Origin of the sequence: Clostridium sp. AF32-12BH, from assembly GCF_003477935.1 — a bacterium.
Taxonomy (GTDB): domain Bacteria; phylum Bacillota; class Clostridia; order Lachnospirales; family Lachnospiraceae; genus Brotaphodocola.
Genome location: NZ_QUEH01000010.1, coordinates 137,436 through 162,564, shown reverse-complemented (window position 1 = coordinate 162,564; position 25,129 = coordinate 137,436). Strand labels below are relative to the sequence as shown.

At 51.3% G+C, this 25,129-nt stretch carries 25 protein-coding genes and 1 pseudogene; 22 read left to right on the top strand and 4 right to left on the bottom strand.

Translation table 11 applies throughout. The features are described from left to right. The 15 genes and pseudogenes from DWZ40_RS11785 to DWZ40_RS11715 form a co-directional block, all read left to right on the top strand. A partial coding sequence (locus tag DWZ40_RS11785) for a recombinase family protein (protein ID WP_118543198.1) occupies positions 1–1,142 on the top strand: 1,142 nt, incomplete at its 5' end. A gap of 90 nt (positions 1,143–1,232) precedes the next feature. Then, positions 1,233–1,316 (top strand): annotated as a pseudogene (locus tag DWZ40_RS11780) (Maff2 family protein); the annotation flags it as partial. 19 nt (positions 1,317–1,335) lie between these two features. Next, the gene (locus DWZ40_RS11775; RefSeq protein WP_002595174.1) at positions 1,336–2,205 is read left to right on the top strand and encodes a VirB6/TrbL-like conjugal transfer protein, CD1112 family; all 870 of its coding nucleotides are present in this window, start codon (positions 1,336–1,338) and stop codon (positions 2,203–2,205) included. Between the two features lie 177 nt (positions 2,206–2,382). After that, the gene (locus tag DWZ40_RS11770) at positions 2,383–2,784 is read left to right on the top strand and encodes a PrgI family protein (protein ID WP_002569171.1); all 402 of its coding nucleotides are present in this window, start codon (positions 2,383–2,385) and stop codon (positions 2,782–2,784) included. Beyond that, on the top strand, positions 2,735–5,173 hold the full coding sequence (locus DWZ40_RS11765; protein WP_002569172.1) for a VirB4-like conjugal transfer ATPase, CD1110 family: 2,439 nt from the start codon (positions 2,735–2,737) through the stop codon (positions 5,171–5,173). Before DWZ40_RS11770 ends, DWZ40_RS11765 begins: the two co-directional genes overlap by 50 nt. Beyond that, complete coding sequence (locus DWZ40_RS11760) at positions 5,170–6,129, top strand: site-specific DNA-methyltransferase (protein ID WP_002569173.1); 960 nt, start codon at positions 5,170–5,172, stop codon at positions 6,127–6,129. The genes DWZ40_RS11765 and DWZ40_RS11760 overlap by 4 nt, the downstream gene beginning before the upstream one ends. A 35-nt stretch (positions 6,130–6,164) precedes the next feature. Next, positions 6,165–8,234: a CHAP domain-containing protein gene (locus tag DWZ40_RS11755; protein ID WP_118543197.1), complete on the top strand. Its 2,070-nt coding sequence runs from the start codon at positions 6,165–6,167 to the stop codon at positions 8,232–8,234. A 34-nt stretch (positions 8,235–8,268) separates the two neighbouring features. Next, positions 8,269–8,547 (top strand): DUF4315 family protein, encoded by a 279-nt coding sequence (locus DWZ40_RS11750; protein ID WP_002569175.1) that lies wholly within the window; start codon positions 8,269–8,271, stop codon positions 8,545–8,547. Beyond that, positions 8,540–9,241 carry a DUF4366 domain-containing protein gene (locus tag DWZ40_RS11745; RefSeq protein WP_002569176.1) on the top strand — a complete coding sequence of 234 codons (702 nt, stop codon included), beginning with the start codon at positions 8,540–8,542 and terminating at the stop codon, positions 9,239–9,241. The genes DWZ40_RS11750 and DWZ40_RS11745 overlap by 8 nt, the downstream gene beginning before the upstream one ends. Beyond that, a complete protein-coding gene (locus DWZ40_RS11740; protein ID WP_002569177.1) occupies positions 9,238–9,426 on the top strand; it encodes a hypothetical protein in 189 nt (62 codons plus the stop codon). Before DWZ40_RS11745 ends, DWZ40_RS11740 begins: the two co-directional genes overlap by 4 nt. A gap of 15 nt (positions 9,427–9,441) precedes the next feature. After that, complete coding sequence (locus DWZ40_RS11735) at positions 9,442–11,532, top strand: DNA topoisomerase 3 (protein WP_002569178.1); 2,091 nt, start codon at positions 9,442–9,444, stop codon at positions 11,530–11,532. Positions 11,533–11,744: 212 nt separating this feature from the next. Next, complete coding sequence (locus DWZ40_RS11730; protein WP_002569179.1) at positions 11,745–15,308, top strand: YodL domain-containing protein; 3,564 nt, start codon at positions 11,745–11,747, stop codon at positions 15,306–15,308. A 3-nt stretch (positions 15,309–15,311) separates the two neighbouring features. Beyond that, the gene (locus DWZ40_RS11725) at positions 15,312–16,265 is read left to right on the top strand and encodes a hypothetical protein (RefSeq protein ID WP_002569180.1); all 954 of its coding nucleotides are present in this window, start codon (positions 15,312–15,314) and stop codon (positions 16,263–16,265) included. A gap of 2 nt (positions 16,266–16,267) precedes the next feature. Further along, entirely contained in the window at positions 16,268–16,474 is a 207-nt protein-coding gene (locus tag DWZ40_RS11720) for a transposon-transfer assisting family protein (RefSeq protein ID WP_002569181.1), read from the top strand. Further along, positions 16,471–16,836, top strand: a complete 366-nt coding sequence (locus DWZ40_RS11715; RefSeq protein WP_002569182.1) for a cysteine-rich VLP domain-containing protein — start codon at positions 16,471–16,473, stop codon at positions 16,834–16,836. Before DWZ40_RS11720 ends, DWZ40_RS11715 begins: the two co-directional genes overlap by 4 nt. Before the next feature lie 177 nt (positions 16,837–17,013). Here the strand turns inward: DWZ40_RS11715 and DWZ40_RS11710 are convergent, their stop codons facing one another. The 4 genes from DWZ40_RS11710 to DWZ40_RS11695 all read right to left on the bottom strand — a co-directional run bounded on the left by DWZ40_RS11710 (position 17,014) and on the right by DWZ40_RS11695 (position 19,586). Beyond that, positions 17,014–17,265: a helix-turn-helix domain-containing protein gene (locus DWZ40_RS11710; RefSeq protein WP_002569183.1), complete on the bottom strand. Its 252-nt coding sequence runs from the start codon at positions 17,263–17,265 to the stop codon at positions 17,014–17,016. 63 nt (positions 17,266–17,328) lie between these two features. Next, positions 17,329–18,675: a relaxase/mobilization nuclease domain-containing protein gene (locus DWZ40_RS11705; RefSeq protein WP_002569184.1), complete on the bottom strand. Its 1,347-nt coding sequence runs from the start codon at positions 18,673–18,675 to the stop codon at positions 17,329–17,331. Further along, on the bottom strand, positions 18,636–18,965 hold the full coding sequence (mobC, locus tag DWZ40_RS11700; RefSeq protein ID WP_002569185.1) for a plasmid mobilization relaxosome protein MobC: 330 nt from the start codon (positions 18,963–18,965) through the stop codon (positions 18,636–18,638). The genes DWZ40_RS11705 and mobC overlap by 40 nt, the downstream gene beginning before the upstream one ends. A gap of 267 nt (positions 18,966–19,232) precedes the next feature. Then, the gene (locus DWZ40_RS11695; RefSeq protein ID WP_002569186.1) at positions 19,233–19,586 is read right to left on the bottom strand and encodes a helix-turn-helix transcriptional regulator; all 354 of its coding nucleotides are present in this window, start codon (positions 19,584–19,586) and stop codon (positions 19,233–19,235) included. 384 nt (positions 19,587–19,970) lie between these two features. On the opposite strand from DWZ40_RS11695, the gene DWZ40_RS11690 reads away from it, so the two are divergent. The 7 genes from DWZ40_RS11690 (at position 19,971) to DWZ40_RS11650 (ending at position 24,804) form a co-directional block, all read left to right on the top strand. After that, the gene (locus tag DWZ40_RS11690) at positions 19,971–20,150 is read left to right on the top strand and encodes a cysteine-rich KTR domain-containing protein (RefSeq protein WP_002588768.1); all 180 of its coding nucleotides are present in this window, start codon (positions 19,971–19,973) and stop codon (positions 20,148–20,150) included. A gap of 23 nt (positions 20,151–20,173) precedes the next feature. Next, positions 20,174–21,163 carry a 23S rRNA (adenine(2503)-C(2))-methyltransferase RlmN gene (gene rlmN / locus DWZ40_RS11685; RefSeq protein ID WP_002569187.1) on the top strand — a complete coding sequence of 330 codons (990 nt, stop codon included), beginning with the start codon at positions 20,174–20,176 and terminating at the stop codon, positions 21,161–21,163. A gap of 250 nt (positions 21,164–21,413) precedes the next feature. Further along, on the top strand, positions 21,414–21,599 hold the full coding sequence (locus DWZ40_RS11680) for a hypothetical protein (protein WP_009243795.1): 186 nt from the start codon (positions 21,414–21,416) through the stop codon (positions 21,597–21,599). A gap of 101 nt (positions 21,600–21,700) precedes the next feature. Then, complete coding sequence (locus DWZ40_RS11675; protein ID WP_002569188.1) at positions 21,701–22,141, top strand: sigma-70 family RNA polymerase sigma factor; 441 nt, start codon at positions 21,701–21,703, stop codon at positions 22,139–22,141. Then, a complete protein-coding gene (locus DWZ40_RS11670) occupies positions 22,122–22,382 on the top strand; it encodes a helix-turn-helix domain-containing protein (RefSeq protein ID WP_002569189.1) in 261 nt (86 codons plus the stop codon). Before DWZ40_RS11675 ends, DWZ40_RS11670 begins: the two co-directional genes overlap by 20 nt. Before the next feature lie 417 nt (positions 22,383–22,799). Continuing rightward, entirely contained in the window at positions 22,800–23,027 is a 228-nt protein-coding gene (locus DWZ40_RS20325) for a transposon-encoded TnpW family protein (RefSeq protein ID WP_004613661.1), read from the top strand. 100 nt (positions 23,028–23,127) lie between these two features. Continuing rightward, on the top strand, positions 23,128–24,804 hold the full coding sequence (locus DWZ40_RS11650) for a recombinase family protein (protein WP_118543196.1): 1,677 nt from the start codon (positions 23,128–23,130) through the stop codon (positions 24,802–24,804). Positions 24,805–25,129: the final 325 nt, after the last annotated feature.

Sequence of the window (25,129 nt, the reverse complement as noted above, 5' to 3'; positions counted from 1 at the left end):
CGTTTGGGTATCGGAAAGACCCGGAGGACAAAAACCATCTGCTCATTGACGAGGAAACCGCCCCGATTGTGCGGCTGATTTTCGGATATGCCCTAAACGGTCATGGTCCGAACTATATCCGCAGACGGCTGGAGGAAGAAAAAATCCCCTGCCCCACATGGTGGAACCGGGAACGGGGGCTTCGCAATACCCGCACCAAATGGGAAAAGAAAGACCCGGAAAACGGGCGGTATATGTGGGACTTTTCCGTTATCAAAGACCTTTTGATGAATCCCGTTTACACTGGGGCGATTGCTTCCCAGAAAAAGGACTACCGTTTCAAAATCGGCACGATTGGGGAAAAGAAGCCGGAGGACTGGATTGTAGTGGAAGGACAGCATGAACCGCTGATTGACCGCATGAGCTTTGACATTGTGCAGAACAAGCTGAAATCCCGCCAGCGTCCGGGGCAGACCAATGAAATCAGCCTGTTTGCCGGACTGATAAAATGCGGCGAGTGTGGGAAGTCTCTGACGGTACGCTACACAAACGCAAAACATCCCCAGCAGATTTACTCCTGCAAGACCTACAATGCCTTTGGAAAGAACCACTGCACCCAGCACCGGATTGATTATGACACCCTTTACAGTCATGTGCTGCGGAAAATCCGGGAATGTGCCAGAGCTGCCCTGATGGACGGGAAAGCGGTTGCTGACCGCCTGACCAATACCTGTGAAGCCGAGCAGCGGGAACAGCGGGAAGCAATGGAACGCTCCCTTACAAGGGACGAGGAACGGATTGAGGTTCTGGACAAAATGGTAATGCGGCTTTATGAAGATATGATTGCAGGGCGTATCAGTGAGCAGAACTTCAACACCATGCTGGAAAAGACACAGACCGAGCAGACGGAACTTAAAACAAAAGTGTCCGAGGGCAGAAAGCGGCTGTCCGATGAAGTCCAGCTTGCCAATGACGCAAAACAATGGGTGGAAGCCATTCAGGAATATGCCAACATCACAGAGTTGGACGCAGCCACCCTCAACCGCTTAATCAAAGAAATCGTCGTGCATGAGCGCATTGACGAAGATAAAACAAGACACATTTCTATCGAAATTCATTTTAATCTCAAACCCATCCCGGAGGTGGAACAGGTCACTGCCTGACCTGTCCCGCCGGGACGGTTCTCTTAAAAACACCATATAGATTTTTTGTACGCCGCCGCCCGCCATCGAGCAGAGTTTTACACCTAATTGGGGATAAAACAGCTTATGGCGGGCGGCGGCGTTGCCCTTATCGGCATGACCCTTGTACCGCTGCTTTCCGGCTTGTTCGGTTAAGAAGCGCGGGTAAAGGCTTATGCAGAGCATACTTGACGCGATTAACGAATGGATAAAGGAAATCCTCATAGGAGCCATAAACGGTAATCTGTCAACTATGTTCGGGGACGTAAACGAGAAAGTCGGCACTATCGCCGCAGAGGTAGGGCAGACCCCGCAAGGGTGGAACGCAAATATATTCTCCATGATACAGACCCTTAGTGAGAATGTAATCGTACCCATTGCGGGGCTTGTCATTACCTACGTCCTATGCTATGAGCTTATCAGCATGGTAACGGAAAAGAACAATATGCACGACGTTGACACTTCCATGTTCTTCAAGTGGGTGTTCAAGGCGTTTGTGGCAGTCTACCTTGTGACGCACACCTTTGACATCACTATGGCGGTGTTCGATATGGCGCAGCACGTTGTTTCCGGCGCGGCGGGGGTAATCGGCGGCAGCACAGAGATTGATGTTGCCGCCGCCCTTGCTTCCATGCAGGACGGGCTTGACGCTATGGAAATCCCCGAACTGCTCTTACTTGTCATGGAAACAAGCCTTGTGAGCTTGTGCATGAAAATCATGTCCGTACTGATAACCGTTATCCTCTACGGGCGCATGATAGAGATTTACCTTTACTGTTCGGTATCGCCTATCCCGTTTGCAACAATGACGAACCGGGAATGGGGGCAGATAGGAAACAACTACCTCAAATCCCTGTTCGCTATCGGTTTTCAAGGCTTCCTCATTATGATATGCGTCGGCATTTACGCGGTTCTGGTAAACAACATGATAATAGCGGACAATCTGCACAGCGCGATATTCTCCCTTGCAGCCTATACCGTTATCCTCTGTTTCTCCCTGTTCAAATCCGGCGCACTGGCGAAGTCGATATTCTCCGCGCATTAGCGGCGTGTCAAGGGCAGGGTGGAGATTTTCAGAGCGAAGCGGCGAAAATACGACCCGACCTTGACGCGGATAACCCCCATATAATACGGGCGGGCAAAGGGCATAGATTGACCTTTGCCTTGATTACCCTTATGGGAAGTTACAGCAACACCAAACCCAGAGAAAGGAGGTTTTCACTTGGCGTATGTACCCGTACCCAAAGACTTATCCAAAGTCAAGACAAAAGTAGCGTTCAACCTTACCAAACGGCAGATTGTATGTTTTGCGGCGGCTCTCCTGTTCGGCTTGCCGCTTTTCTTTCTGCTCAAAGACAGCACAGGCACAAGCCTTGCGTCTATGGCTATGATTGCCGTCATGCTGCCCTGTTTCCTCTTTGCCATGTATGAGAAGCATGGACAGCCCCTTGAAGTGGTGGTGAAGAACATCATTCAGACGAAATTCATAGCCCCCAAAGAACGACCATACAGGACAGACAACTTTTATTCCGTCTTAGAACGGCAGAGAAAACTTGAAAAGGAGGTATCAGCGATTGCAAAAGGAAACACGAAGAAACAGCGCGGCGGGAAGCGCAAAGCCTAACCCGCCCCGCAAGCTCACCCGCGCCGAGAAAAAGCAGATTGCGGAAATCATCAGACAGGCAAAGGGCGACGGGAAAGCGCACACCGCGCAGCAGACAATCCCTTATATCCAGATGTACCCGGACGGTATCTGCAAGGTTACGGGACGGAAATACTCAAAGACCGTCGCCTTTGAAGATATTAACTATCAGCTTGCACAGGCAGACGACAAGACCGCCATTTTTGAGAACTGGTGCGACTTCCTCAACTACTTTGACGCTTCCGTTTCGGTGCAGCTCTCTTTCATCAATCAGGGGACGCAGCGCGGCGAAGCGGAAAAGGCGGTCAATATCCCGGCACAGGAGGACGCTTTCAATTCTATCCGCACAGAATACCGGGATATGCTGAAAAACCAGCTTGCAAAGGGCAACAACGGGCTTGTCAAAGCAAAATATATCACCTTTGCCATTGAAGCCGACAGTCTGGGCGCGGCGAAATCCCGCCTTGCCCGTATCGAAACGGACGTACTCAACAACTTTAAGCTCTTGGGCGTGTCTGCCCGCCCCATGACAGGCTATGAACGCCTTAAAATGCTGCATGGCATTTTCCACCCGGAGGGCGGGCAGTTTGCCTTTGATTTTTCATGGCTTGCCCCGTCCGGGCTTTCCACAAAGGACTTTATCGCCCCGTCCTCTTTCCGTTTTGGCGAGGGGCGGTATTTCCGCATGGGGCGCAAAATCGGCGCGGTTTCATTCCTTGAAATCCTTGCGCCGGAATTAAACGACCGTATCTTATCTGACATTCTGGACTTGGAAACGGGCGTTATCGTCAATCTGCATATCCACAGTATCGACCAGACCGAAGCCATAAAGACAATCAAGCGGAAAATCACCGACCTTGACAAAATGAAAATCGAAGAACAGAAAAAAGCGGTACGCAGCGGCTACGACATGGATATAATCCCGTCCGACCTTGCCACTTTCGGCAGCGAAGCGAAGAACCTCTTACAGGACTTGCAGAGCCGGAATGAAAGAATGTTCCTCTTGACGTTCCTTGTGGTGAACATGGCAGACACAAAAAGGAAACTGGAAAATGACGTATTCGCGGCGGCGGGCATTGCACAGAAGAACAACTGCGCCTTAACCCGCCTTGACTACCAACAGGAAGCGGGGCTTATGTCCTCTGTACCGCTTGGGGAGAACCTTATCCCCATTCAAAGAGGGCTTACCACGTCAAGCACCGCTATCTTTATCCCCTTTATCACGCAGGAGCTTTTTCAGACGGGCGCGGCTTTGTATTACGGCTTAAACGCCCTGTCTAACAACATGATACTCTGCGACCGCAAGCAGCTAAAGAACCCCAACGGCTTAATCTTGGGTACGCCGGGAAGCGGGAAATCCTTTGCCGCCAAACGGGAAATGACAAACGCTTTCCTCATTACCGACGACGACATAATTATCTGCGACCCGGAAGCAGAGTATTTTTCCCTTGTGCAGCGGCTTGACGGGCAAGTGATACGGTTATCGCCTACGGGCAAGGGCATTGACGGGAAGCCCCAGTATGTGAACCCTATGGATATTAACCTCAATTACAGCGAGGACGACAGCCCCCTTGCGCTGAAATCCGACTTTATCCTCTCCCTCTGCGAGCTTGTCATAGGCGGCAAGGAGGGCTTGCAGCCCGTCGATAAGACCGTCATTGACCGCGCTGTTAGGAACGTGTACCGCCCTTTCCTTGCAGACCCCGACCCGGAGAAAATGCCTATCTTGGGCGACCTCTACAACGAGCTTTTGAAGCAGCCGGAGCCGGAAGCGGCGCGTATCGCGGCGGCGTTGGAGCTTTATGTTTCCGGGAGCCTTAACGTCTTTAACCACAGGACGAATGTAGAGCTTTCAAACCGCCTTGTCTGCTTTGACATCAAGCAGCTTGGGAAGCAGCTCAAAAAATTAGGTATGCTCATTGTGCAGGACCAGGTATGGAACCGCGTCACCGTCAACCGGGCAGAAAGGAAATCCACCCGGTATTTTATGGACGAATTTCATCTTCTCTTGAAAGAGGAACAGACCGCCGCCTATTCCGTTGAAATCTGGAAGCGTTTCAGAAAATGGGGCGGCATACCCACAGCAATCACGCAGAACGTCAAAGATTTGCTTGCTTCCCGCGAAGTGGAGAATATCTTTGAAAACTCTGATTTTGTCCTCATGCTCAATCAGGCGGCGGGCGACCGGGCTATCCTTGCAAAGCAGCTCAACATCTCCCCGCAGCAGATGAAGTATGTCACCCACACCGAAGCGGGCGAGGGGCTTATCTTCTACGGGAACGTGGTGCTGCCCTTTGTAGACCGCTTCCCGAAAGACACCGAGCTTTACCGGGTAATGACGACGAAGCCGGAGGAAGTGGGCGAAGCATGAACGGGCTGAAAACTGACACAATCATCAACCGGGACGCGCTCTATGCCTTGCGGGAGCTTCCAGAGGAAAGCGTACACTGTTGCGTCACAAGCCCGCCCTACTATGCGCTTAGGGATTACGGGCTTGATATGCAGATTGGGCGGGAGGACACGCCGGAGCAGTACATTGACAGGCTGACCGAGGTTTTCCGCGAGCTGCGCCGGGTACTGCGTTCTGACGGTACGCTCTGGCTGAATATCGCGGACACCTACTGCGGCACAGGAAATAAAGGCTACCATGCAGACCCGAAGAACCCGAAAGGCAGAAACGGACAGCAGATTGCAAGAAACAACCGCGTTTCCGGCTGCAAACAAAAGGACTTAATCGGTATCCCTTGGCTTTTAGCCTTTGCCCTACGCGCTGACGGGTGGTATTTACGGAGCGACATTATCTGGCAGAAAGAAAACCCCATGCCGGAGAGCGTGAAAGACCGCCCTACCCGCTGCTATGAACATATCTTTCTGCTTACGAAGTCAAAGAAGTATTTTTATGACGCAGCCGCCATAGCCGAGCCGTTAGCCCCCACAACGGCGGCGCGGTACCGCACCGGGCGCAGCGCGGGACAGAAATATGCGGACGAAGTACCCGGACAGGGGAACGTACAGGGGCTTAACCGGGCGCGAAGCGGCAGCTACTACGACGAAGCCCTCATGCCGACCATGCGGAACAGGCGGGACGTGTGGCTTATCAATACCGTTCCCTACAAGGGCGGGCATTTCGCCGCGTTCCCGCCAAAACTTGCCGAAACCTGTATCAAGGCGGGCTGTCCGAAAGGCGGCGTTGTGCTTGACCCCTTTTTCGGCAGCGGCACGACGGGGGCAGCCGCAAAGCAGCTTGACAGGCATTATATAGGCATTGAGATAAACGCCGAGTATTGCGCCCTTGCAAGGGCGCGGATTGGAGGGACAGACACATAAAACAATATAAGGCGCGTGAAAAAGTCACGCAGAAAATGACCCGCGAGGGGGCTGTCGAGGTAAACGCCGCTACCGGGAAAAAGAAACGTATCAGCAAGCGGATAAGGGACGCGGACTTTGCAAAGACCGAAGCCCCACCGCAGCCGGAACAGGCAGCGCAGCCCCTACCGGGCGGCGCAACTTCCCCGCCCTTAACCGACACGCCGCCGCTTCCCCATGCGCCGGGGGCAGAACGGGAACAGGACACCGCAGCAGCCGAGCGCGTCTTGGAACGTATCGACGGGGCGCGTACCAGAAAGGCGAGCAAAAAGGCGGCGAGGAAAGCACAGGCAGAAGCCACAGCAAAAGAAAAATCTTCCCGCTTGCAGTTTACCGACGAGGAACGGGCAACGCCGGAGCTTGAAAGGTATATCCGAAAATCGGACAAAGCAGCCGACCGTCTGGACGCGGCAAAGGCGGCTATCCCCAAAGAAAAGAAACTTGTACGGGAGCGCACCTTTGATGAAGCCACCGGGAAAGGCAAGACCCGCCTACATTTTGAGGAACAGGAAAAGCCCATAGGAAAGAATAAGCCCCACAATAACCCGCTATCCCGCCCCGCACAGGAAGCGGGTATTTTCGTCCACAACAAGATACATTCCGTTGAAAAGGACAATTCCGGCGTTGAGGGGGCGCACAAATCCGAAGAACTGGCAGAGCGCGGCGCAAAGTACGGGGCGCGGAAAGTCAAGGAGGGCTACCACAGCCACAAGCTCAAACCCTACCGGGCGGCGGCAAAGGCAGAGAAAGCGGCGTTCAAGGCGAATGTGGATTTTCAGTACCATAAAGCCCTGCATGACAATCCGCAGATTGCGGGCAATCCCCTTTCCCGCTTCATGCAGAAGCAGCAAATCAAGCGGCAGTATGCAAAGTCGGCAAGGAAAGGCGGCGCAAAAACGGCGCAGAAAGCCGCAGAGAACACCCGCAAGGCGGCAAAAAAGACCGCCGAGGAAACAAAAAAGGCAATCGCTTTTGTAGGGCGGCACCCGGCGGGCGTATGTATCGCCGTTGCCGCGCTACTCTTATTCATCATGGTATCGGCGGGGCTTTCCTCTTGCGGTTCCATGTTCCCCGGCTTGATGAACGGCATACTTGGGACTTCCTACACGTCGGAGGACAGCGACCTTGTGGCGACGGAGAACAATTACGCCGCAAAGGAAAACGAGCTTCAGCAGCAGATTGACAATATCGAAAGCACCCACCCCGGCTATGACGAATACCGCTATGACCTTGACAGTATCGGGCATAACCCCCATGAGTTAGCGTCCTACCTCACCGCCCTTTTACAGACCTACACCCCGCAGAGCGCACAGGCAGAGCTAAATCGCGTCTTTGCCATGCAGTACACTTTGACGCTGACAGAAGAAACGGAAATCCGCTACCGCACAGAAACAAGCACAGACCCGGAAACAGGGGAAACGACCACCGAGGAAGTACCCTACGAGTACCATATCCTCAACGTGAAGCTGACGAACAAGCCCATTTCCGAGATTGCGGAGGAACTTCTAACGCCACAGCAGCTTGAAATGTACCGCGTCTATCTGGAAACAAGCGGAAACAAACCGCTGATTTTCGGCGGCGGCTCCCCCGATATGGGCGCGTCCGAGGATTTAAGCGGCGTACAGCTTGTAAACGGCACACGCCCCGGCAACACCGCCGTTGTAGACCTTGCGAAGCGGCAAGTCGGCAACGTGGGCGGGCGACCCTTTTGGAGCTGGTACGGATTTAACAGCCGCGTGGAATGGTGCGCCTGTTTCGTTTCATGGTGCTACAATCAAGCCGGAAAGAGCGAGCCGCGCTTTGCCGGGTGCCAGTCACAGGGCGTACCCTGGTTCCAGTCACGCGGGCAATGGGGCGCGAGGGGCTATGAGAATATCGCCCCCGGCGACGCTATCTTTTTCGACTGGGACGGGGACGGGAGCGCAGACCATGTGGGGCTTGTTATCGGAACGGACGGGGAGCGCGTCTATACCGTCGAGGGCAATTCCGGCGACGCCTGCAAGATAAAGAGCTACCCCGTCAATTACTCCTGTATCAAAGGCTATGGGCTGATGAACTGGAATTAACATATTTTTGAGCAAAGAAAGGAGAAATTTATTGATGGCTATGAACAAAATTGAACGTATCGACAAAGAGATTGCAAAGACCCGCGAGAAAATCACCGAGTACCAGAACAGATTAAGGGGGCTTGAAGCGCAGAAAACCGAAGCGGAAAACCTGCAAATCGTACAGCTTGTGCGCTCCATGCGCCTTTCCCCGCATGAGCTTTCCGCTATGCTTTCCGGCGGCGGTATTCCGGGCATGGAAGCCGCGCCGGGCTACCCCGCAGAACCCGCAGACCACGACACCGAAGAAATGGAGGACACCGAGAATGAATAAGAAAATCCTTAGAACCTTGACCGCACTCTGCGCCGCCCTCATGCTGACGGGCGGCTTTTCCGTCACCGCCTTTGCACAGACCCCGGAGGGACAGGACGCGACCGACGACAGCGGCGTTGTCTATGAGGAACCCGAAAAGGAAGAACCCCTTACCCCGGACGGGAACGCGACCCTTGTAGACGATTTCGGCGGCAACAAGCAGCTTATCACAGTGACGACCAAAAACGGCAATTACTTTTATATCCTTATCGACCGGGACGACGAGGGCGAGGACACCGTACATTTCCTTAATCAAGTGGACGAAGCCGACCTTATGGCACTCATGGAGGACGGAAGCACCGAAGCAGCCCCGCCCGCCGTTTGCAGTTGCACCGATAAATGCGAAGCCGGAAAGGTAAATGTGAGCTGCCCTGTCTGCAAGGACAACATGACCGCTTGCAGCGGCAAGGAAGCGGAGCCGGAAACCGAGAAACCAACAGAGCAGCCCAAAGAGAAAGGCAATACAGGCGGGCTTGTGCTTTTCCTTGTCGTGGCACTTCTTGGCGGCGGGGGCGCGTTCTATTATTTTAAGTTTATGAAGCCAAAGCAGAACGTCAAGGGCGACACCGACCTTGAAGATTTCGATTTTGACGATTACGACGAGGACGAGGGGGACGGGCTTTCTGATGAAGAACAGGAGGACGAGGAAGCATGACGCTTTTTACCGAAAACCCTTTAGAAAAAATGATGGTACAAAGACCCACCGGGCGGCGTGACAGTGCGCCGCCCGTTCCAAAATCCCCGGCGTGTATGCGTTGCCCTTATAAGGCGCAATCCCCCTGTATCGGCTATTGTCTGAAACAGGCACAGGAGAAGAAGCACACCGCGCCGGAACGCTGAAAGGAGGATTTTTTCATGGCATTTAGACTTGTGATTGCAGAAAAGCCGAGCGTGGCGCAGACTATCGCCGCCGCGCTTGGCATTAAGGGGAAACAGGACGGGTATATCGAGGGCGGCGGCTACCTCATTTCATGGTGCGTCGGGCATTTGGTACAGCTTGCGGAAGCTGCCGCCTACGGGGAGCAATATAAAAAATGGAGTTTTGACAGCTTACCCATTCTGCCGGAGGAATGGCAGTACGCCGTTGACCCGGACAAGGGGAAGCAATTCAAAACCATTAAAGAGCTTATGCACCGCGCCGACGTTTCCGAAGTGGTAAATGCGTGTGACGCGGGGCGCGAGGGTGAATTGATTTTCCGCTTTGTCTACGAAGTGGCGGGCTGCAAGAAGCCCATGCGCCGCTTGTGGATTTCTTCAATGGAGGACGGGGCGATTAAGGCGGGCTTTGCTTCCCTCAAAGACGGGCGGGACTATGGCGCGCTCTTTGCGTCCGCCCTCTGCCGCGCAAAGGCTGACTGGCTTATCGGCATTAACGCCACCCGGCTTTTCTCCTGCCTGTATGGAAAGACCTTGAACGTGGGGCGCGTCCAGACCCCGACCTTAAAAATGCTCACCGACCGGGACGCGGCTATCTCCCATTTCCAGAAAGAAAAATATTATCATGTTCGCCTTGATTTATCCGGCGCGGACGCGGCAAGCGAAAGGATTTCGGACAAGGCAGAAGCCGACGCGCTGAAAGGGGCTTGCGAAGCGGGAAAGGCGGTATGCGTTTCCCTTACCAGAGAGAAGAAAACCGCAGCCCCGCCAAAGCTCTTTGACCTTACCTCTTTGCAGCGGGAAACGAACCGCATTTTCGGTTACACCGCAAAGCAGACCCTTGACCTTGCACAATCCCTTTATGAAAAGCGGCTCCTTACTTATCCGAGGACGGACAGCAGCTTTCTTACTGACGACATGGGCGGCACCGCAGCGGACATTATCGCGCTGCTTTGCGAAAAGCTCCCCTTTATGGCGGGCGCGGACTTCACGCCGGAGATTGCAAAGGTATTAGACAGCAAGAAAGTATCAGACCACCACGCAATCATTCCCACTATGGAGCTTGCAAAGGCTGACCCGGACGCGCTGCCGGAAAGCGAGAAGAATATCCTTACCCTTGCGGGGGCGCGTCTGCTTTTTGCCACCGCCGAGCCGCATATTTATGAAGCGGTTACGGCGGTTTTCTCATGCGCCGGGACAGACTTCACCGCAAGGGGAAAGACCGTACTTGCGGAGGGTTGGAAAGAGCTTGAACGCAGATACCGGGCGACGCTGAAAGATAAGCCCGAAGCAGAGGACGGGGAAAATGAGGGCGTGACGCTGCCGGAGCTTTCCGAGGGACAGAACTTTCCTAACCCCGCCGCAAAAGTAACGGAGCATACCACAACGCCGCCGAAGCCCCACAGCGAAGCGTCGCTTCTCTCTGCTATGGAGCGAGCCGGGAACGGGGACACCGACCCGGACGCGGAACGCCGGGGGCTTGGCACTCCCGCCACCCGCGCCGCCGTCATTGAAAAACTGGTAAAGGGCGGCTTTGCAGAGCGCAAGGGGAAGCAGCTTATCCCCACGCAGAACGGAGCCGCCCTTATATCAGTCTTGCCGGATATGCTCACTTCCCCGCAGCTTACCGCAGAATGGGAAAACAATCTGACGCAGATAGCAAAGGGAGCCGCAGACCCCGGCGAATTTCTGTCCGGCATTGAAGCTATGGCGCGGGAGCTTGTGCAGACACACGCCGCAGCACTGGACGGGAAAAAGGATTTGTTCCGGGAGGAAAAGCCCTCTGTCGGCAAATGCCCCCGTTGCGGTTCCCCCGTCCATGAGGGGAAGAAAAACTATTATTGCAGCAACAAAGAATGTGCCTTTGTCATGTGGAAGAATGACCGCTTTTTCGAGGAACGCAAGACCGCTTTTTCCGCGAAGATTGCCGCCGCGCTCCTTAAATCCGGCAAAGTGAATGTGAAGAAGCTCTATTCCCCGAAAACAGGCAAGACCTATGACGGAACTATCGTTCTGGCTGACACTGGCGGGAAATACGTCAACTACCGTATCGAAGTACAGAAGAACTAAAAACTTGAATAGCAAGCATAGGAAGCGGGTACCCACTTCCGTAAATCCCTGTCCTGCCGCTGACGCGCCGGACGGGGATTTTGCTTGTTGGGAAGTTTCCCAAACCCTCTAAAAAAATGAAAAAATTGTTGGCATAACGCACAGCCCACCGTAGTACGGGGCGAACCCCAAAAGCGCGGCGGTGCGCCGCCATTTCAGAAAGGAGCGAATGAATGGAAAAGAAAAAAGGTTACTCCATGTTTGAGCGTGACAAGTTAGACCCGGCTGACAGTATGCGGATAGAGCGAAATATTTATTTTGAGGAACAGACCGCTGACCTTTCCGGGCTTACCGCCCTGCCCTTAGAACAGTTACAGGCATTGCGGGAAGAATACGCGGCGGCTGAACAGGCAGCTTTTGAAGCCTTGCAAGAACAGGCGGCGGCATGGGACGAACAGGCGGGAAAGACCCTTGCCATTGACAAAGCCATTGAGTATGTGAGGACACCCGAAGCTACGCATACCGCGAACCAGTGGGAAGCTACGGACTACGGGAAGCACATCAGCAACCGCGTCTACCAAATGCGCTACCACATATCCGAGAATACCCGGTATGACAGGGAAAAAGAGAAATCCATTCCCTATTCGTGGACGCTTTCATGGAGTATTTACACCAACAGCCCCCACAATTACGGACAGGCAAAAATCGCCGGACAGGAAAGGAAAGTCTTTGCAGACAAGGCAGCTATGGAAAAATATCTGAATGGGCGTATCAAAGCCTATCAGCATTTATTCACCGAGGTATCGCCGCCTATCCCGCCAGAGTATGCAGAGCATTTCAAAGTAAACGGGCAGCTTTTACCGGGCTATGCTATCGAGGGCGAGGAACGGGCGCAGCCTACCGCTGAAAAAGCAGCCCCCACCACAGCAGAGCCGCCACAGGACACCGAACAGAGAAAGGAGCGTGAAACCATAAACGAGCAGTTTTCAATTCTTATCGACAGCCGCAGCCGCTTTGAAACAGGCAAACCGGGCGGCGTGTGGCTTCCCATGCCGACCACAACAGAGCAGCTTCATGCGGCTATGGAAAGCGTCGGCATTACCGCAGACAATCCGCAGGATTTTTTCATCAACGGGTATTCTTCTACGGAGGACTGCCCCTTTGACTTGCCGCTTTCCGTTATCCAAAGCGCAAGCATGGACGAGCTGAATTATTTTGGAAAACTTCTGGAAATGCAGAGTGACGGGGACAAGGATAAATTTGCGGCGGCGGTTACACATGGCGAGTATGCCGGAAGCATGAAAGACCTTATCAACCTTGCACAAAACCTTGACTGTTACTGGCTCTATCCCACTGTCCGCAGCGAAGAAGATTACGGTTATTATCTTATCGACGAACTGGACGAGCTGGAGCTTCCCGAAGAAGCAAAGAAATATTTCAAGTATGAAGAATACGGGCGGGACGCAGTTAGCAAGGATAAGGGGCAGTTTACCGAACAGGGCTATATCTATAACAATCAGAACACCTTTACCGAATGGTATCGGGGAACGGAAAACGAGATACCCAAAGAATACCGCGTTATGAGCTTCCCACAGCCGGAACGCGGCGGACAGGACAAGACCTTTATGGACGCAGCCGCCACAGAGCAGACCGCCCGAACCGCCGCAGAGCAGCCACAGGAGCCGCACCCGGTTATCCCTATCGTGCTGACAGCCGGGAAGCCCGCCGAGAAATTAAAAGAGATTACCGACCGTCTGGAACAGGGCATTACGGAACTCTTTGACAGCGAGCGTTACAAGGAATATCTGAAAGTCATGTCAAAATTCCATAATTACAGCTTCCGAAACACCGTCCTTATCGCCATGCAGAAGCCGGACGCTTCCCTTTTGGCGGGCTTTTCCGCTTGGAAGAACAACTTTGAGCGAAATGTGATGAGAGGGCAAAAGGGAATTAAAATCATTGCCCCGTCGCCCTATAAAATCAAACAGGAAATGCAGAAAATCGACCCGCACACGCAGAAGCCCATAATCGGCAAGGACGGAAAGCCCGTCACCGAGGAAAAGGAAATCACCATACCCGCCTACAAGGTGGTATCCGTCTTTGACGTTTCCCAGACCGAGGGAAAGGAACTGCCGGACATTGCCGTTGACGAACTGACAGGCGACGTTGACCGCTATAAGGACTTTTTCGCAGCCCTTGAAAAGACTTCCCCCGTTCCTATCGCCTTTGAGAATATCGAGGGCGGCTCTCATGGCTACTACCACTTGGAGGACAAGCGCATTGCTATCAACGAGGGCATGAGCGAATTACAGACCTTAAAGACCGCCATTCACGAAATCGCCCATGCGAAGCTGCACGACATTGACCTCAACGCGCCAAAGGACGAGCAACCCCGCGTTGACCGCCGCACCCGCGAAGTCGAAGCGGAAAGCGTCGCCTATACCGTCTGCCAACATTACGGGCTTGACACGTCGGACTATTCTTTCGGCTATGTCGCCGGGTGGAGCAGCGGGCGGGAGCTGTCCGAGCTGAAAAGCTCCCTTGAAACGATACGCAGCGCAGCCGCCGAGATTATCAATTCCATAGACGCGAATTTTGCGGAGCTGCAAAAGGCACAGGACAAGGAGCAGACCGCCGGACAGGAGCAGCCCACCAGAGAGGGACAAGAAGCCGCGCCACAGCCGGAAGCCCCGAAAAAAGCAGATACAGCCGGGAAAGAAAAGCCGGAAGCAGCCCCGAAAGAAGCCTTTACCCCGGAAACGATTTACAGAGTGCGCCGGAACCCTTACAGCGACAGCCGGGAAAACAGCCACCTCTTGCAAGCCTATGTGACACAGGAGAACGGGCGGGCGAAAATGGGCGACGTGCTTTATACGGGAACGCCGGAGAAATGCCGCGAGCTTATGGGGCAGCTCAAAAGCGGCGAGCTGACCGAGGGCGACGTAAAGCAGCTTTACGCAAAGGCACAGGAAACGGCGCAGACCACCGGACAGGACAAGGACACCTTTTCCATTTACCAGATAAAGGGCGGGGACGAAACAAGGGACTTCCGCTTTGAGCCTTACGACCGCCTGCAGGCGGCGGGAAATGTGGTTGATAAAGCGAACTATGAGCTTGTCTATTCCGCGCCCCTTGCGCCGGAAACTTCCCTTGAAGATATTTATACCCGCTTCAATATCGACCACCCAAAAGATTTTAAGGGACACAGCCTTTCCGTTTCGGACGTGGTAGTGCTTCATCAGAACGGACAGGACACCGCGCATTACGTTGACAGCGTAGGCTTCCGGCAAGTGCCGGAGTTTTTACAGGAGCAGAAGCAGCTTACCCCGGACGAGCTGACAACGGGCGAAACAATCCAGACACCGAGGGGGACTTTCCATGTGACCGCCATGAGCCGGGAGCAGATAGAAGCCGCCGGATATGGCTTTCACCACCAGTCGGACGACGGAAAGTATCTGATTATGGGGAACGGGACGCGGGCGTTTGCTGTTGCCGCAGAGCAGCCGGAAAAGGCAAACCCCTTGAAGCATATCGAGGACACCGTAGAGCAGAACGACAACAACTTTGACGGTATCATCAACAACACCCCTACCGTTGACGAACTGGAAGCAAAGGTTAAGGCGGGAGAAACAATTTCCCTTGTTGACCTGGCTAACGCGGTCAAAGCCGACAAAGAGCGCGGCAAGGAAGCGAAGCCGGAAAAGAAGCCCTCTATCCGGGCGCAGCTTAGGGCTGACAAGGAAAAGGCGCAGAAGAAAAACGCAAAGCAGAAATTACAGGATTTGGAAAGGAGCTGACCCATGCCGAAACAGAGTAAATTTGAGAACGTGGATTTGTTCGCTTCCCTCAATGCGGTTATGAAGCAGAACACAGGCTTTTACCAGAGCGACTTGGAGATTGACAAGGAGATTATCGCAAAGGCGGCGGCAAGCCCCCGCAAGGAGGACAAGACCCTTTTGTGGTTCTGCCGCCCGTCCGGGACGCATTGCTTCCGGGAGCGCGACGTTTTCCTCAAAGACACCGCGCCCCACAACACATGGCGTTTCTACATGGAGCAGACGAGCGACCGCGTCCTTGCCTATGCAATCGAGCTAACGGGGACGGAGCGCGGGAAAATCAAGGGCAATCTGTACGAACTGGACTACGCTAAACATTATGAGCGCGTCAAGGAAAAGGAGCTGCCCGCCGATACGGTGAAGCTGATTTATGAGCATGGGGAACGGGAGATACCCGCCGGACAGTTTTTCAACGGCAATCCCGATTATGAGCTTGGAAAGTTTGAACGCTTTGAAGCCGTACCCAACGACCCGGACGCGCTGCAATCGCTCTTACAGGAAGAACGGCGCAGCCGGGAGCAGCTTCCGCCGGGGGATTTCAAGGCGCATATCGCCGCATTGCGGGACGGGCTGATTGAAACGGAAGCGCGGCGCATTGTACGGGAAATGAAGCGGCACGACACGCCGAACAGCCCCAACAAGACCCATTTCATGGTAGAGCTTTCCCCGGCGTTCATGCAGCTTGCAGCCACAAAGGACACTGACCGCCTTTTCTCCATGCTGCCCTACAAGACCCTTGCCTTTTCCAAAATCGAGGGCAGACATGGGACGTATGCGCTGATTGACAAGGGGGAGAACCGGGACAGGAAGATAAGGAAGCCCCGCCCCTCTATCCGGGCGCAGCTTAAAGCAGACAAGGCAAAGACCGCCCCGAAAAAGGCGGCGGCAAAAACAAAAAATCACGATATGGAGGTATGAGCATGATTAGACTGACTGTTGAAGAAACAAACCTTTTGAGCATTTACAACGAGGGCGGCAAGCGGGCTTTGATTGAGAATGTCAACGCCGCGCTGCCCTACATGGACGCGGATATGCGGGAGCTTGCAAAGCGCACCCTTTCCAAAGTGGACGCTTTGACCGAAGCGGAATTTGCAGAGCTTCCCATTTACGCCGCTGATGAAGTATGAACGGGGTTAAGCGGCTGACGCCGCCCCAGAGCCGGAAAGTCAACGCCCTTGTGCGCCGGACGTGCTGCAATTATGATAACGGGAACTGTATCTTACTGGACGACGGGGACGAGTGCGTTTGTCCGCAGCTCATTTCCTATTCGCTTCTCTGCAAGTGGTTCCGGGCTGCGGTGCTTCCCGCCGACAGGCTACTCTATGCGGAGCTTTACCAGACAGGGGACAAGAAGAAGTGTACCGAGTGCGGCGCGTTCTTTGCGTCAACCTCTAACAGTGTCAAATACTGCCCCGTCTGCCGGAAGCGTATCACCCGCAGACAAGCTGCCGAGCGCATGAGGAAAAGACGCACCCCTGTTACGCAGTAGGTGCGGAAAATCCCTTGATTTACAGGGCTTTCCGGGCGTGAAAATCGGATAGGCGATACTTTATACCTTTACCCCCGAAAATGGCGTTCTACTGCGTAACATTCACGAAAACAGCACCCATAAAAAGACAGGGCGCGGAAGTCATATACTGGCTTCCGCGCCCTGTTCTTTTTTTGCCTATCTGACATTTCCCTTTTCCATTTCTTCAAGCGGGAACTGCGGGAGGGCTTCTATCAGCTTCTTTGTGATAGACTGGCGCATATCTTCGTTGATTTCCTGTTTCGTGCTTCCGTCTGGCTGTCTGACCGCTACCGTCGATAGCCTGTCGATTTCGTCCTTGTAGCAATCCACGACTTTCTCCACCGCCCATTTCTCCCCGGCAACGGCGGCGCGTATGGTTTCATATTCCGGCATTTTCTGGTTTTCCATGCTCAACGCTCCTCTGCTTTTTGATAGCCCTATCATAGCACAGCGGCGGGGATTTTGCTATCCTTATCCGCGTTCTGTTTCCTTTTCCCGTTCCGGCTGTCTGTCTGCCTGTAAAATGCTGTCAATGTTCTGCTTGATAATATCATATTCCCGGACTTTCTTTTTCAATTTTCCATAGTCGGCGTAAAGGGCTTCTTTCTGCGCTTGGAGGGCTTCATACTCCGATTGCAGCGCGGCGAGGTTCGGGAGCTTCGCAATGCCCGCCGCTTTCAGTGACCTTACGGCGGCTTCATGGAGGATAATTGCCTGTTCCTGTCCGGCGCGGTACTTCTCCCTGTTCCTTGCCTTGCGGTATGCGTCATAGACAGGCTTTGTCTTTTGATAGGTGGAAACATTCTTGATAAGCACCGCCATTTCCGCAAGCCGCTTTTCGGCGTTCTTCAATGCGTCTGCCGCCTGTCCGCTTTCCGCTGCCATTTCCTCAATCCGGCTGACTAAATCCGCGTACTGCTCAATCTTATGTTCCGTCAAGAAATTCATTGTTTTAGCTGCCTGTTTCAGATTGTGGATTTTCGCCCACTGTTCATAGCCCTTACTCTGCGCTGCCTTGATACTGTTCTCAATGTCGATAAGCAGCGACACGCCGCGCTGCTCTCTGGGAGCTTTCGCCACCTTTGTCCGTCTGCCCGCTATCCGTTCCCTTACGGCTTCCTCTGTATAGTCTGCGCCGAGGGTTTTAAGGCGGGTGAAGCGTTCCTGTCCGGGGGCGCGGCATGATACATATTTCCCCGGCTTTATCTCATAGCCCGCCGCCTGTAACCGCGTTAGCAATTCCTCAAAACTGGAAACTTGGGGGATAAGCGCGTCAACAGTGGTTTTCAGCTTGCCTTTCCAACTTGTACCCGTCTTTTCTGCCTGGTACTCCGCATAGCTCTTTCCCTTGCTGCCCTTGCCGGGGACGACAACGGACAAGCCATTTTCCCGGCACAGCTTGTCGCTCATGTTCCGTATGCCGTAATAGCTCCTTTTGTTGGAATTGTATTTATGGTGGTCTACAAAGTTCACCGCGCAAAAAATGATATGGTTATGGACGTGTCCTTTGTCAATGTGCGTCGTGAGTACATACTCATGCTGCCCCTTTGTTACCGCGTCGGCAAGCTGCTTTCCGATTTCATGGGCTTTCTGATAATCGACTTCCCCCGGCTCAAAGGACTGTATCAGATGAAAGGCTAAATTGTTCCCCTTTTGGAGTGCTTGCGACAGGGTATATTCAAACTCAATATCTGCCGTTTCATAGGAGCAACCGAAAGAGGACACAAGCATTTTCCCGTCCGTCTTGTCCGGGTTTTCGATATAGTCAAGGGCTTTGCTTAGAGTGCTTTTAATAGGCTTAATCTTTGTAACCGCCATATCTCCGCAAGCACCCCCTTTATTTCCTCTATGTCCTCTTGGTATGCGTTCCCCGTCGCGTTTACGCGGCGTGCTATCTGGTTGACGTTGACACCGATTTTCTGTATCTCTGCGGTCATAGCCTTTATATCGGCGTGGTCTATCTGAATGATATACCCGTCAATGGCAATCTTCCGCAGATACGCCGCCATGTTCCGGGTGGGTACGAGCTTCATTTTTTCCAGTATTAAATCCCGTTCCGCTTCCGTCACTCTGAATTTGATTTGCACTGTCCTTTTGCGTCCGTCCATGTGTTCGCTCCTTTCCTTTCCGTTCCGAGGGTTTGGGACACTTCCCAACAAGCAATTTTCAACCGACGCGCCGCAGCGCGGGAGGGCGAAAATACGGAAGTGGTACCCGCTTCCTATGCTTGCTACGAATGTTTTTATCCTTTAGGCTCTTATCACCTACTACGGAGAAAAAGCGATTTTGCCAAACTTACGCAAAAGAAAAACGCTGCAACCTCAAAAAAGATTACAACGCTTTCTAAATCCTGTTCAGTTTTAAGTCGGACATTCCTATTCGCCCTCTTTTTCGACTTCGGAAATCTCCTTTGCCGTTGCGGTTACAATCCGTATGCCTGTATCGCTCATACCGTCAAGAAGCGCGTCAAGCTGCCGCCGCTGCGTGTTCTTCTCCGGCGGCGTTTCTAAAAGGAATTGGTCTACGGATATATGGTAACGCTGTATCAGCTCAAAGAATATCTGTAAACTTGGGTGCTGCCCCTTGTTCTCAATGTTCGCAAGGTAGCGCGGCGAGATAAACATTTCGTCGCCTACTTTCTTGCGGCTCTCCTTGCATCCCTCACGCGCTGCCTTTATCGCTGCCCCAAAAGCCTTAAAGTCGTATCGTGGTACTGGTCTTTTTGCCATAGTTATTCACCCTATTACATTTTACTGTTCCCCTTTCTTCTTGGATATGTCTACGTAGTTCTATCAGTTAGCCAAAATAATTCATATATATATATGTTGACAACAAGCTGCTTTTGTATATAATATTATATAAAAGGGGGGGAATGTTTATGTTACATAGCATGCGTATTCGATAAGCATTGAAATCAAAAAAGATTTTTCCCATTTTCAATATGGGCTTTTTTGTCATGCTTATTTTGCGTATGCTATACAACAAAACTAACGACGTATAGACATAGTATAAAAACTATGCCTTAATTTTGTTGTAGTATTATATGTATAAATGCAGGTCAATGCTCATGTTGAGAATTGACCTGCATTTTTTTGCGCAAAAGGAGAAATATTATGCTTGAAAAATATTGGATAAAATGTCCAATTTGTAACGGAAAGACGAGGGTTCAAGTATTTTATAATACGGTATTAAGAAATTTTCCTCTTTTCTGCCCTAAATGTAAATTAACGCATATCGTTGATGTTGAAAAACTAGAAATCATAATCAAAAACTCTGAAAAACAAACTTTTTAATTTTGAAAAGGAAGGATATTTAAATGAAACACTTACCTAAAAGTACACCTACGGAAATATTGAATGACCCATACGGATTTACTTACAAAGAAATGTCGGAAGTAATTGGAGAGGATAAAGCAAGAGCCTTATATACGGAATTGTATAAACAGCCATTTCACAAAGAAAATCTATCAATATCAACAAAAAAAGTCTATAAAAGTAGCGATACTGAAAAGTATGTTTATGAATTGAAAGATAACAGGTATATTGAAACGGTTTTTATTAAACGGCGAGATGGTGGGACTGTTTGCGTAAGTACGCAAGTTGGTTGTTCTGTTGGCTGTATTTTTTGTGAGTCCGGACGCAATGGTTTTGTTCGTAATCTAACACCGTCTGAAATTGTGCAGCAGGTTGTATTGATACGTCAAAAAGTAAATCGTATCGTTTTTATGGGAATGGGAGAACCTTTATTCAATTACGACAACTTGATTGCAGCAATCCATATTCTTCGAGATAGAAATGGACTTAACTTTCCAACCGACGGCATTACCGTATCAACAGTTGGTCCAGTTAATCAATTAAAAAAATTGCGCGAAGAACATCTAAAAATTCAGTTGACAATATCTTTACATGCAGCAACACAGGCTGCGAGAAACTGTATCATTCCTCATATGCACATGTACGCTATTGAAGATGTTGTTAAGCAAGCATTGTCCTATTCTCAAAGGCATAATCGAAAAGTGGTATTTGCGTATTTGCTTTTACCAGGTATAAATGACCGTTCCTCAGATATAAGGCAACTTGCAAAATGGTTTAAGGGCAAAAATGTTATGATTAACGTGCTGCAATACAACCCGACGAGTAATTCAAAAATTAGAGCACCACAAAAACAAGAAATGGTTGCGTTCAAACATCAATTAGAGCAAACAGGACTTGAAGTTACCATGAGAGTTTCTCATGGTAGAGAGATTAAAGCAGCTTGTGGACAGTTAGCTAATACATATAATAAAGCCAAAAAACAACAGAAATAATTTAATTAAAAGAGCCAGACGCACAGACGCAGAGCCGATAATATGCAGTTTGAAATACTGCTGTTATCGGCTCTTTTTTGATTTTAATTTGTGCCCCTAATAACCATATTGGAGCAAAATCAGAACTGTTGCTTGTCGTTCTTTGATTTCCGCAGCAGCTTTGAAAAATCAAAGCCGCCGTTTCTTTTTATCTTCTAATGAAATGACGCGGTATCACTGTTGAAATCGGCGGCTAAAGGAGGTAGCCGCCATGAAGCAAAAAGCATATCGACAAAATCCGACAGTTATTGACTTATCAAAAAAAGCCCGCCCACCACCGGGGGAAACTACGCTTATATATATGAACTGTCTAATCATCTGGATACTGCTTACAATGCCTATGCGCCCGTCCGGGCTTTTCGGACGGGCGCATTTTGTACGTTCAAAAAATTTTTGAAGAAATTTCAAAAAATCTTCGGCGTTTTTGAAAAACGCCGTATTGCCCCGCGAAAAGGGGGGAAGCACCACCAACTTTCCAACGAGAAAGGAGGTGAGAATGTGGAACCTAATAGCAGGGAGTTTTACAAACAGTGTGCTTTTCAGAAGTTTTGTAATACGGTATTGCACAATGAAGCTTGCGACACCCATAGAGAACTTCGCAGACACAAGGCAAAGGAAGTGACCTTTTCCGACATGACCTTAGACGAAGCGCGGCAGCTTCATACGTTTGATGAATATTTCAAACGTGAAGCCGCCGAAACCGTCTTTGAGAAAGCCGGGAAGAAAATCACGCCAAAGCTGCTTCTTGAAGCAATCCGTACTTTGCCGGAAGAAAAGCGCAAAGCCATATTGCTGTATTACTTCGAGGGAATGAACGATACCGAGATTGCGGAGCTGTTCAACACGTCGAGAAGCACGATACAGTACAGGCGGACAAGCTCTTTTGAGAAATTAAGAAAATATCTGGAGGAAAATGCTGATGAATGGGACGAATGGTAACGAACCCGGCTACCCGGAAAATGCCCTTGTTCCTTATCCTGTCATTGTGGCAGCGACAAAGGGCGACCCGGACGCCATGAAGATTGTCTTGCAGCATTTCAGCGGCTACATAGCCCGCCTCTCCATGCGGAAGCTGTACGACGAGCGCGGGAACGTCTATTTTGGCGTAGACCACGACATTCGGGAACGGCTGCAAGCAAAACTGATGATGGCTGTCCTCACCTTTAAGGCAGAGGAATAAACCGCAGCGGCGGCGGGACGCTTTCTCTCTCCCCCTTTTCCGTTCCGCTGCTGACGCGGCAGCAAAGCCATTCTGAACCTTGACAAAGAAAGCGGCGCAAGATAACGGCGGCGCAGCATAGGGCAAATCGGATACGTTCCTTTTGCGCCGAGCCATACGGCGGGTGCGCCATGACGCTATCCGGGTGAGGTTATCCCCGCCCGGACAGCCGAGCGACCAACACCGCGCCGGAAAGCAAGTGTAGCGGCTTGCGGGCGACGACACGCAGAATATACAATGATACTTCCTTACAGCCACAGTCCGAGCGTTAAGAGCGTCGCAGGCAATGGGTAGGGCGGCATGAGAACCATGCCGGGGTGAAATTCCCATGAGGTTATGCTAATAACCGTCCGATTAAAGCCTTTGTTTTATTGAATAGTGGACTTGCTGCTATTCATAGACTATATTATATGTTTGCGAAAGAAAGGGGGATTTTCTTTGACGCAAAACCAAACGCCCGTTACCACAACGGAGCATAAAATAGGAAAAGTTACTTACCTTGTATGTTCGTCCGCAAGTGAACGCGCAACGGACACACTGGATAAAAAGATAAAAAAACTCATTCGCAAAGACATGGAACTGAACCCCGCAAACGCCCGGAAATAGGGCGTTTCTTCACATTTTATACATGACACAGGCAGCGGTATGTGGTATAATATAGACAGTACAAATACCATGCTTGTCTGTCGTCGGAAAGGAGGACAAAATGTTACAGACAGACAAGATTACCGCTTTATATTGCAGATTGAGCCAGGAAGATATGCAAGCCGGGGAAAGCGAGAGCATACAGAACCAAAAACTGATTTTACAAAAGTATGCTGACGAACACCACTTTTTCAACACGCGCTTTTTCGTAGACGACGGATTTTCCGGCGTGAGCTTTGAGCGTGAGGGGCTTCAAGCCATGCTGCATGAGGTTGAAGCCGGGAACGTGGCGACCGTCATAACAAAAGACCTTTCCCGTCTGGGACGTAATTATCTGAAAACCGGGGAGCTGATAGAGATTGTCTTTCCCGAATATGAAGTGCGCTACATTGCCATTAACGACGGTGTAGACACAGCAAGGGAAGATAACGAGTTTACCCCTCTGCGGAACTGGTTCAACGAGTTTTACGCCCGCGACACCTCAAAGAAAATCCGGGCTGTCAAACAGGCAAAGGCGCAGAAAGGCGAGCGCGTCAACGGCGAAGCTCCTTACGGCTACCTTATCGACCCGGATAACCGCAATCATCTGATACCCGACCCGGAAACGGCGCACGTCGTAAAACAGATTTTTGCAATGTATGTACGGGGCGACCGTATGTGTGAAATCCAGAACTGGCTGCGGGACAATGAAATACTGACCGTCGGGGAACTGCGCTACCGCAGGACAGGGAGCAAACGCCACCCCCGCCCACAGCTCAACGCATGGTACAACTGGCCGGATAAGACGCTGTACGACATTCTGACAAGGAAAGAATATTTAGGGCATACCATAACCGGGAAAACCTACAAGGTATCTTATAAGTCGAAAAAGACGAAAAAGAACCCGGAGGAAAAAAGGTATTTCTTCCCCAACACTCACGAACCTTTGATTGATGAAGAAACCTTTGAACTTGCACAGAAGCGGATTGCCACCCGGCAACGCCCGACAAAGGTTGATGAAATTGACCTGTTTTCCGGGCTGCTCTTTTGCGGGGACTGCGGCTACAAAATGTATGCAGTACGCGGAGCCGGGATGCTTGAACGGAAACACGCCTACACTTGCGGCAACTACCGCAACCGGGCAAGAAATGATATGCTCTGCACTACGCATTATATCCGCAAAAGCGTATTGAAAGAACTTGTCCTTGCAGACTTGCAGCGAGTAACGTCTTATGTGAAAGAGCATGAACAGGAGTTTATCGAAACAGCCAACGAGTGCAGCGCAAAGGCAGTACAAAAGACGCTGACACAGCAGCGGAAAGAGCTTGACAAGGCGCAGAACCGTATTAACGAGCTGAACATCTTATTCCGCAAGCTCTACGAGGACAACGCTTTAGGGAAACTTTCAGATGAACAATTTGCTTTTCTGACTTCCGGCTATGATGAAGAAAAAAAGACGCTGACCCGGAGGATTGCGGAGCTGTCACAGGAAATCGACAACGCCACCGAGCGCAGCGCGGACGTAAAAAGGTTTGTCGCACTGGTACGCAGATACACAGCGATTGAAGAACTGACCTACGAAAACGTCCATGAATTTATTGACCGTATTCTTATTCACGAACTGGATAAGGAAACGAACACCCGCAAAATCGAAATCTTTTATAGCTTTGTCGGCAGAGTTGATACAGGTGACAAGCCTACCGAAAGTATCTCCTATTTCAGACAGATAGGAGCCGACGTAAAGAGTTATGCTATCTAACATACATCAAAAAGAGGTAAGATAACACCCTCTGCAAAAAAGGTATCGTTATCTTACCTCAACAAAAGCTGTACCAGGATTTCCTTGAACATCCTCTTTCCCACAAGTCCCACATGATCTTACACACGGACCACAATGCATGGTCCATGCACGCTCCGGAGTAATGACGGTTCGTGCGATGTAATTCATTTCCTCATTATCCTTCTAAACATGGTGTGCCGCCCTGCGGTATACCCACAACTGCCAGATCAGCGGAGGTGCCACCGGCGCCTCCGCTGATTTTTTTAGACAAAGAAACGCCGCCCATTTTGCGGACGGCGTTTCT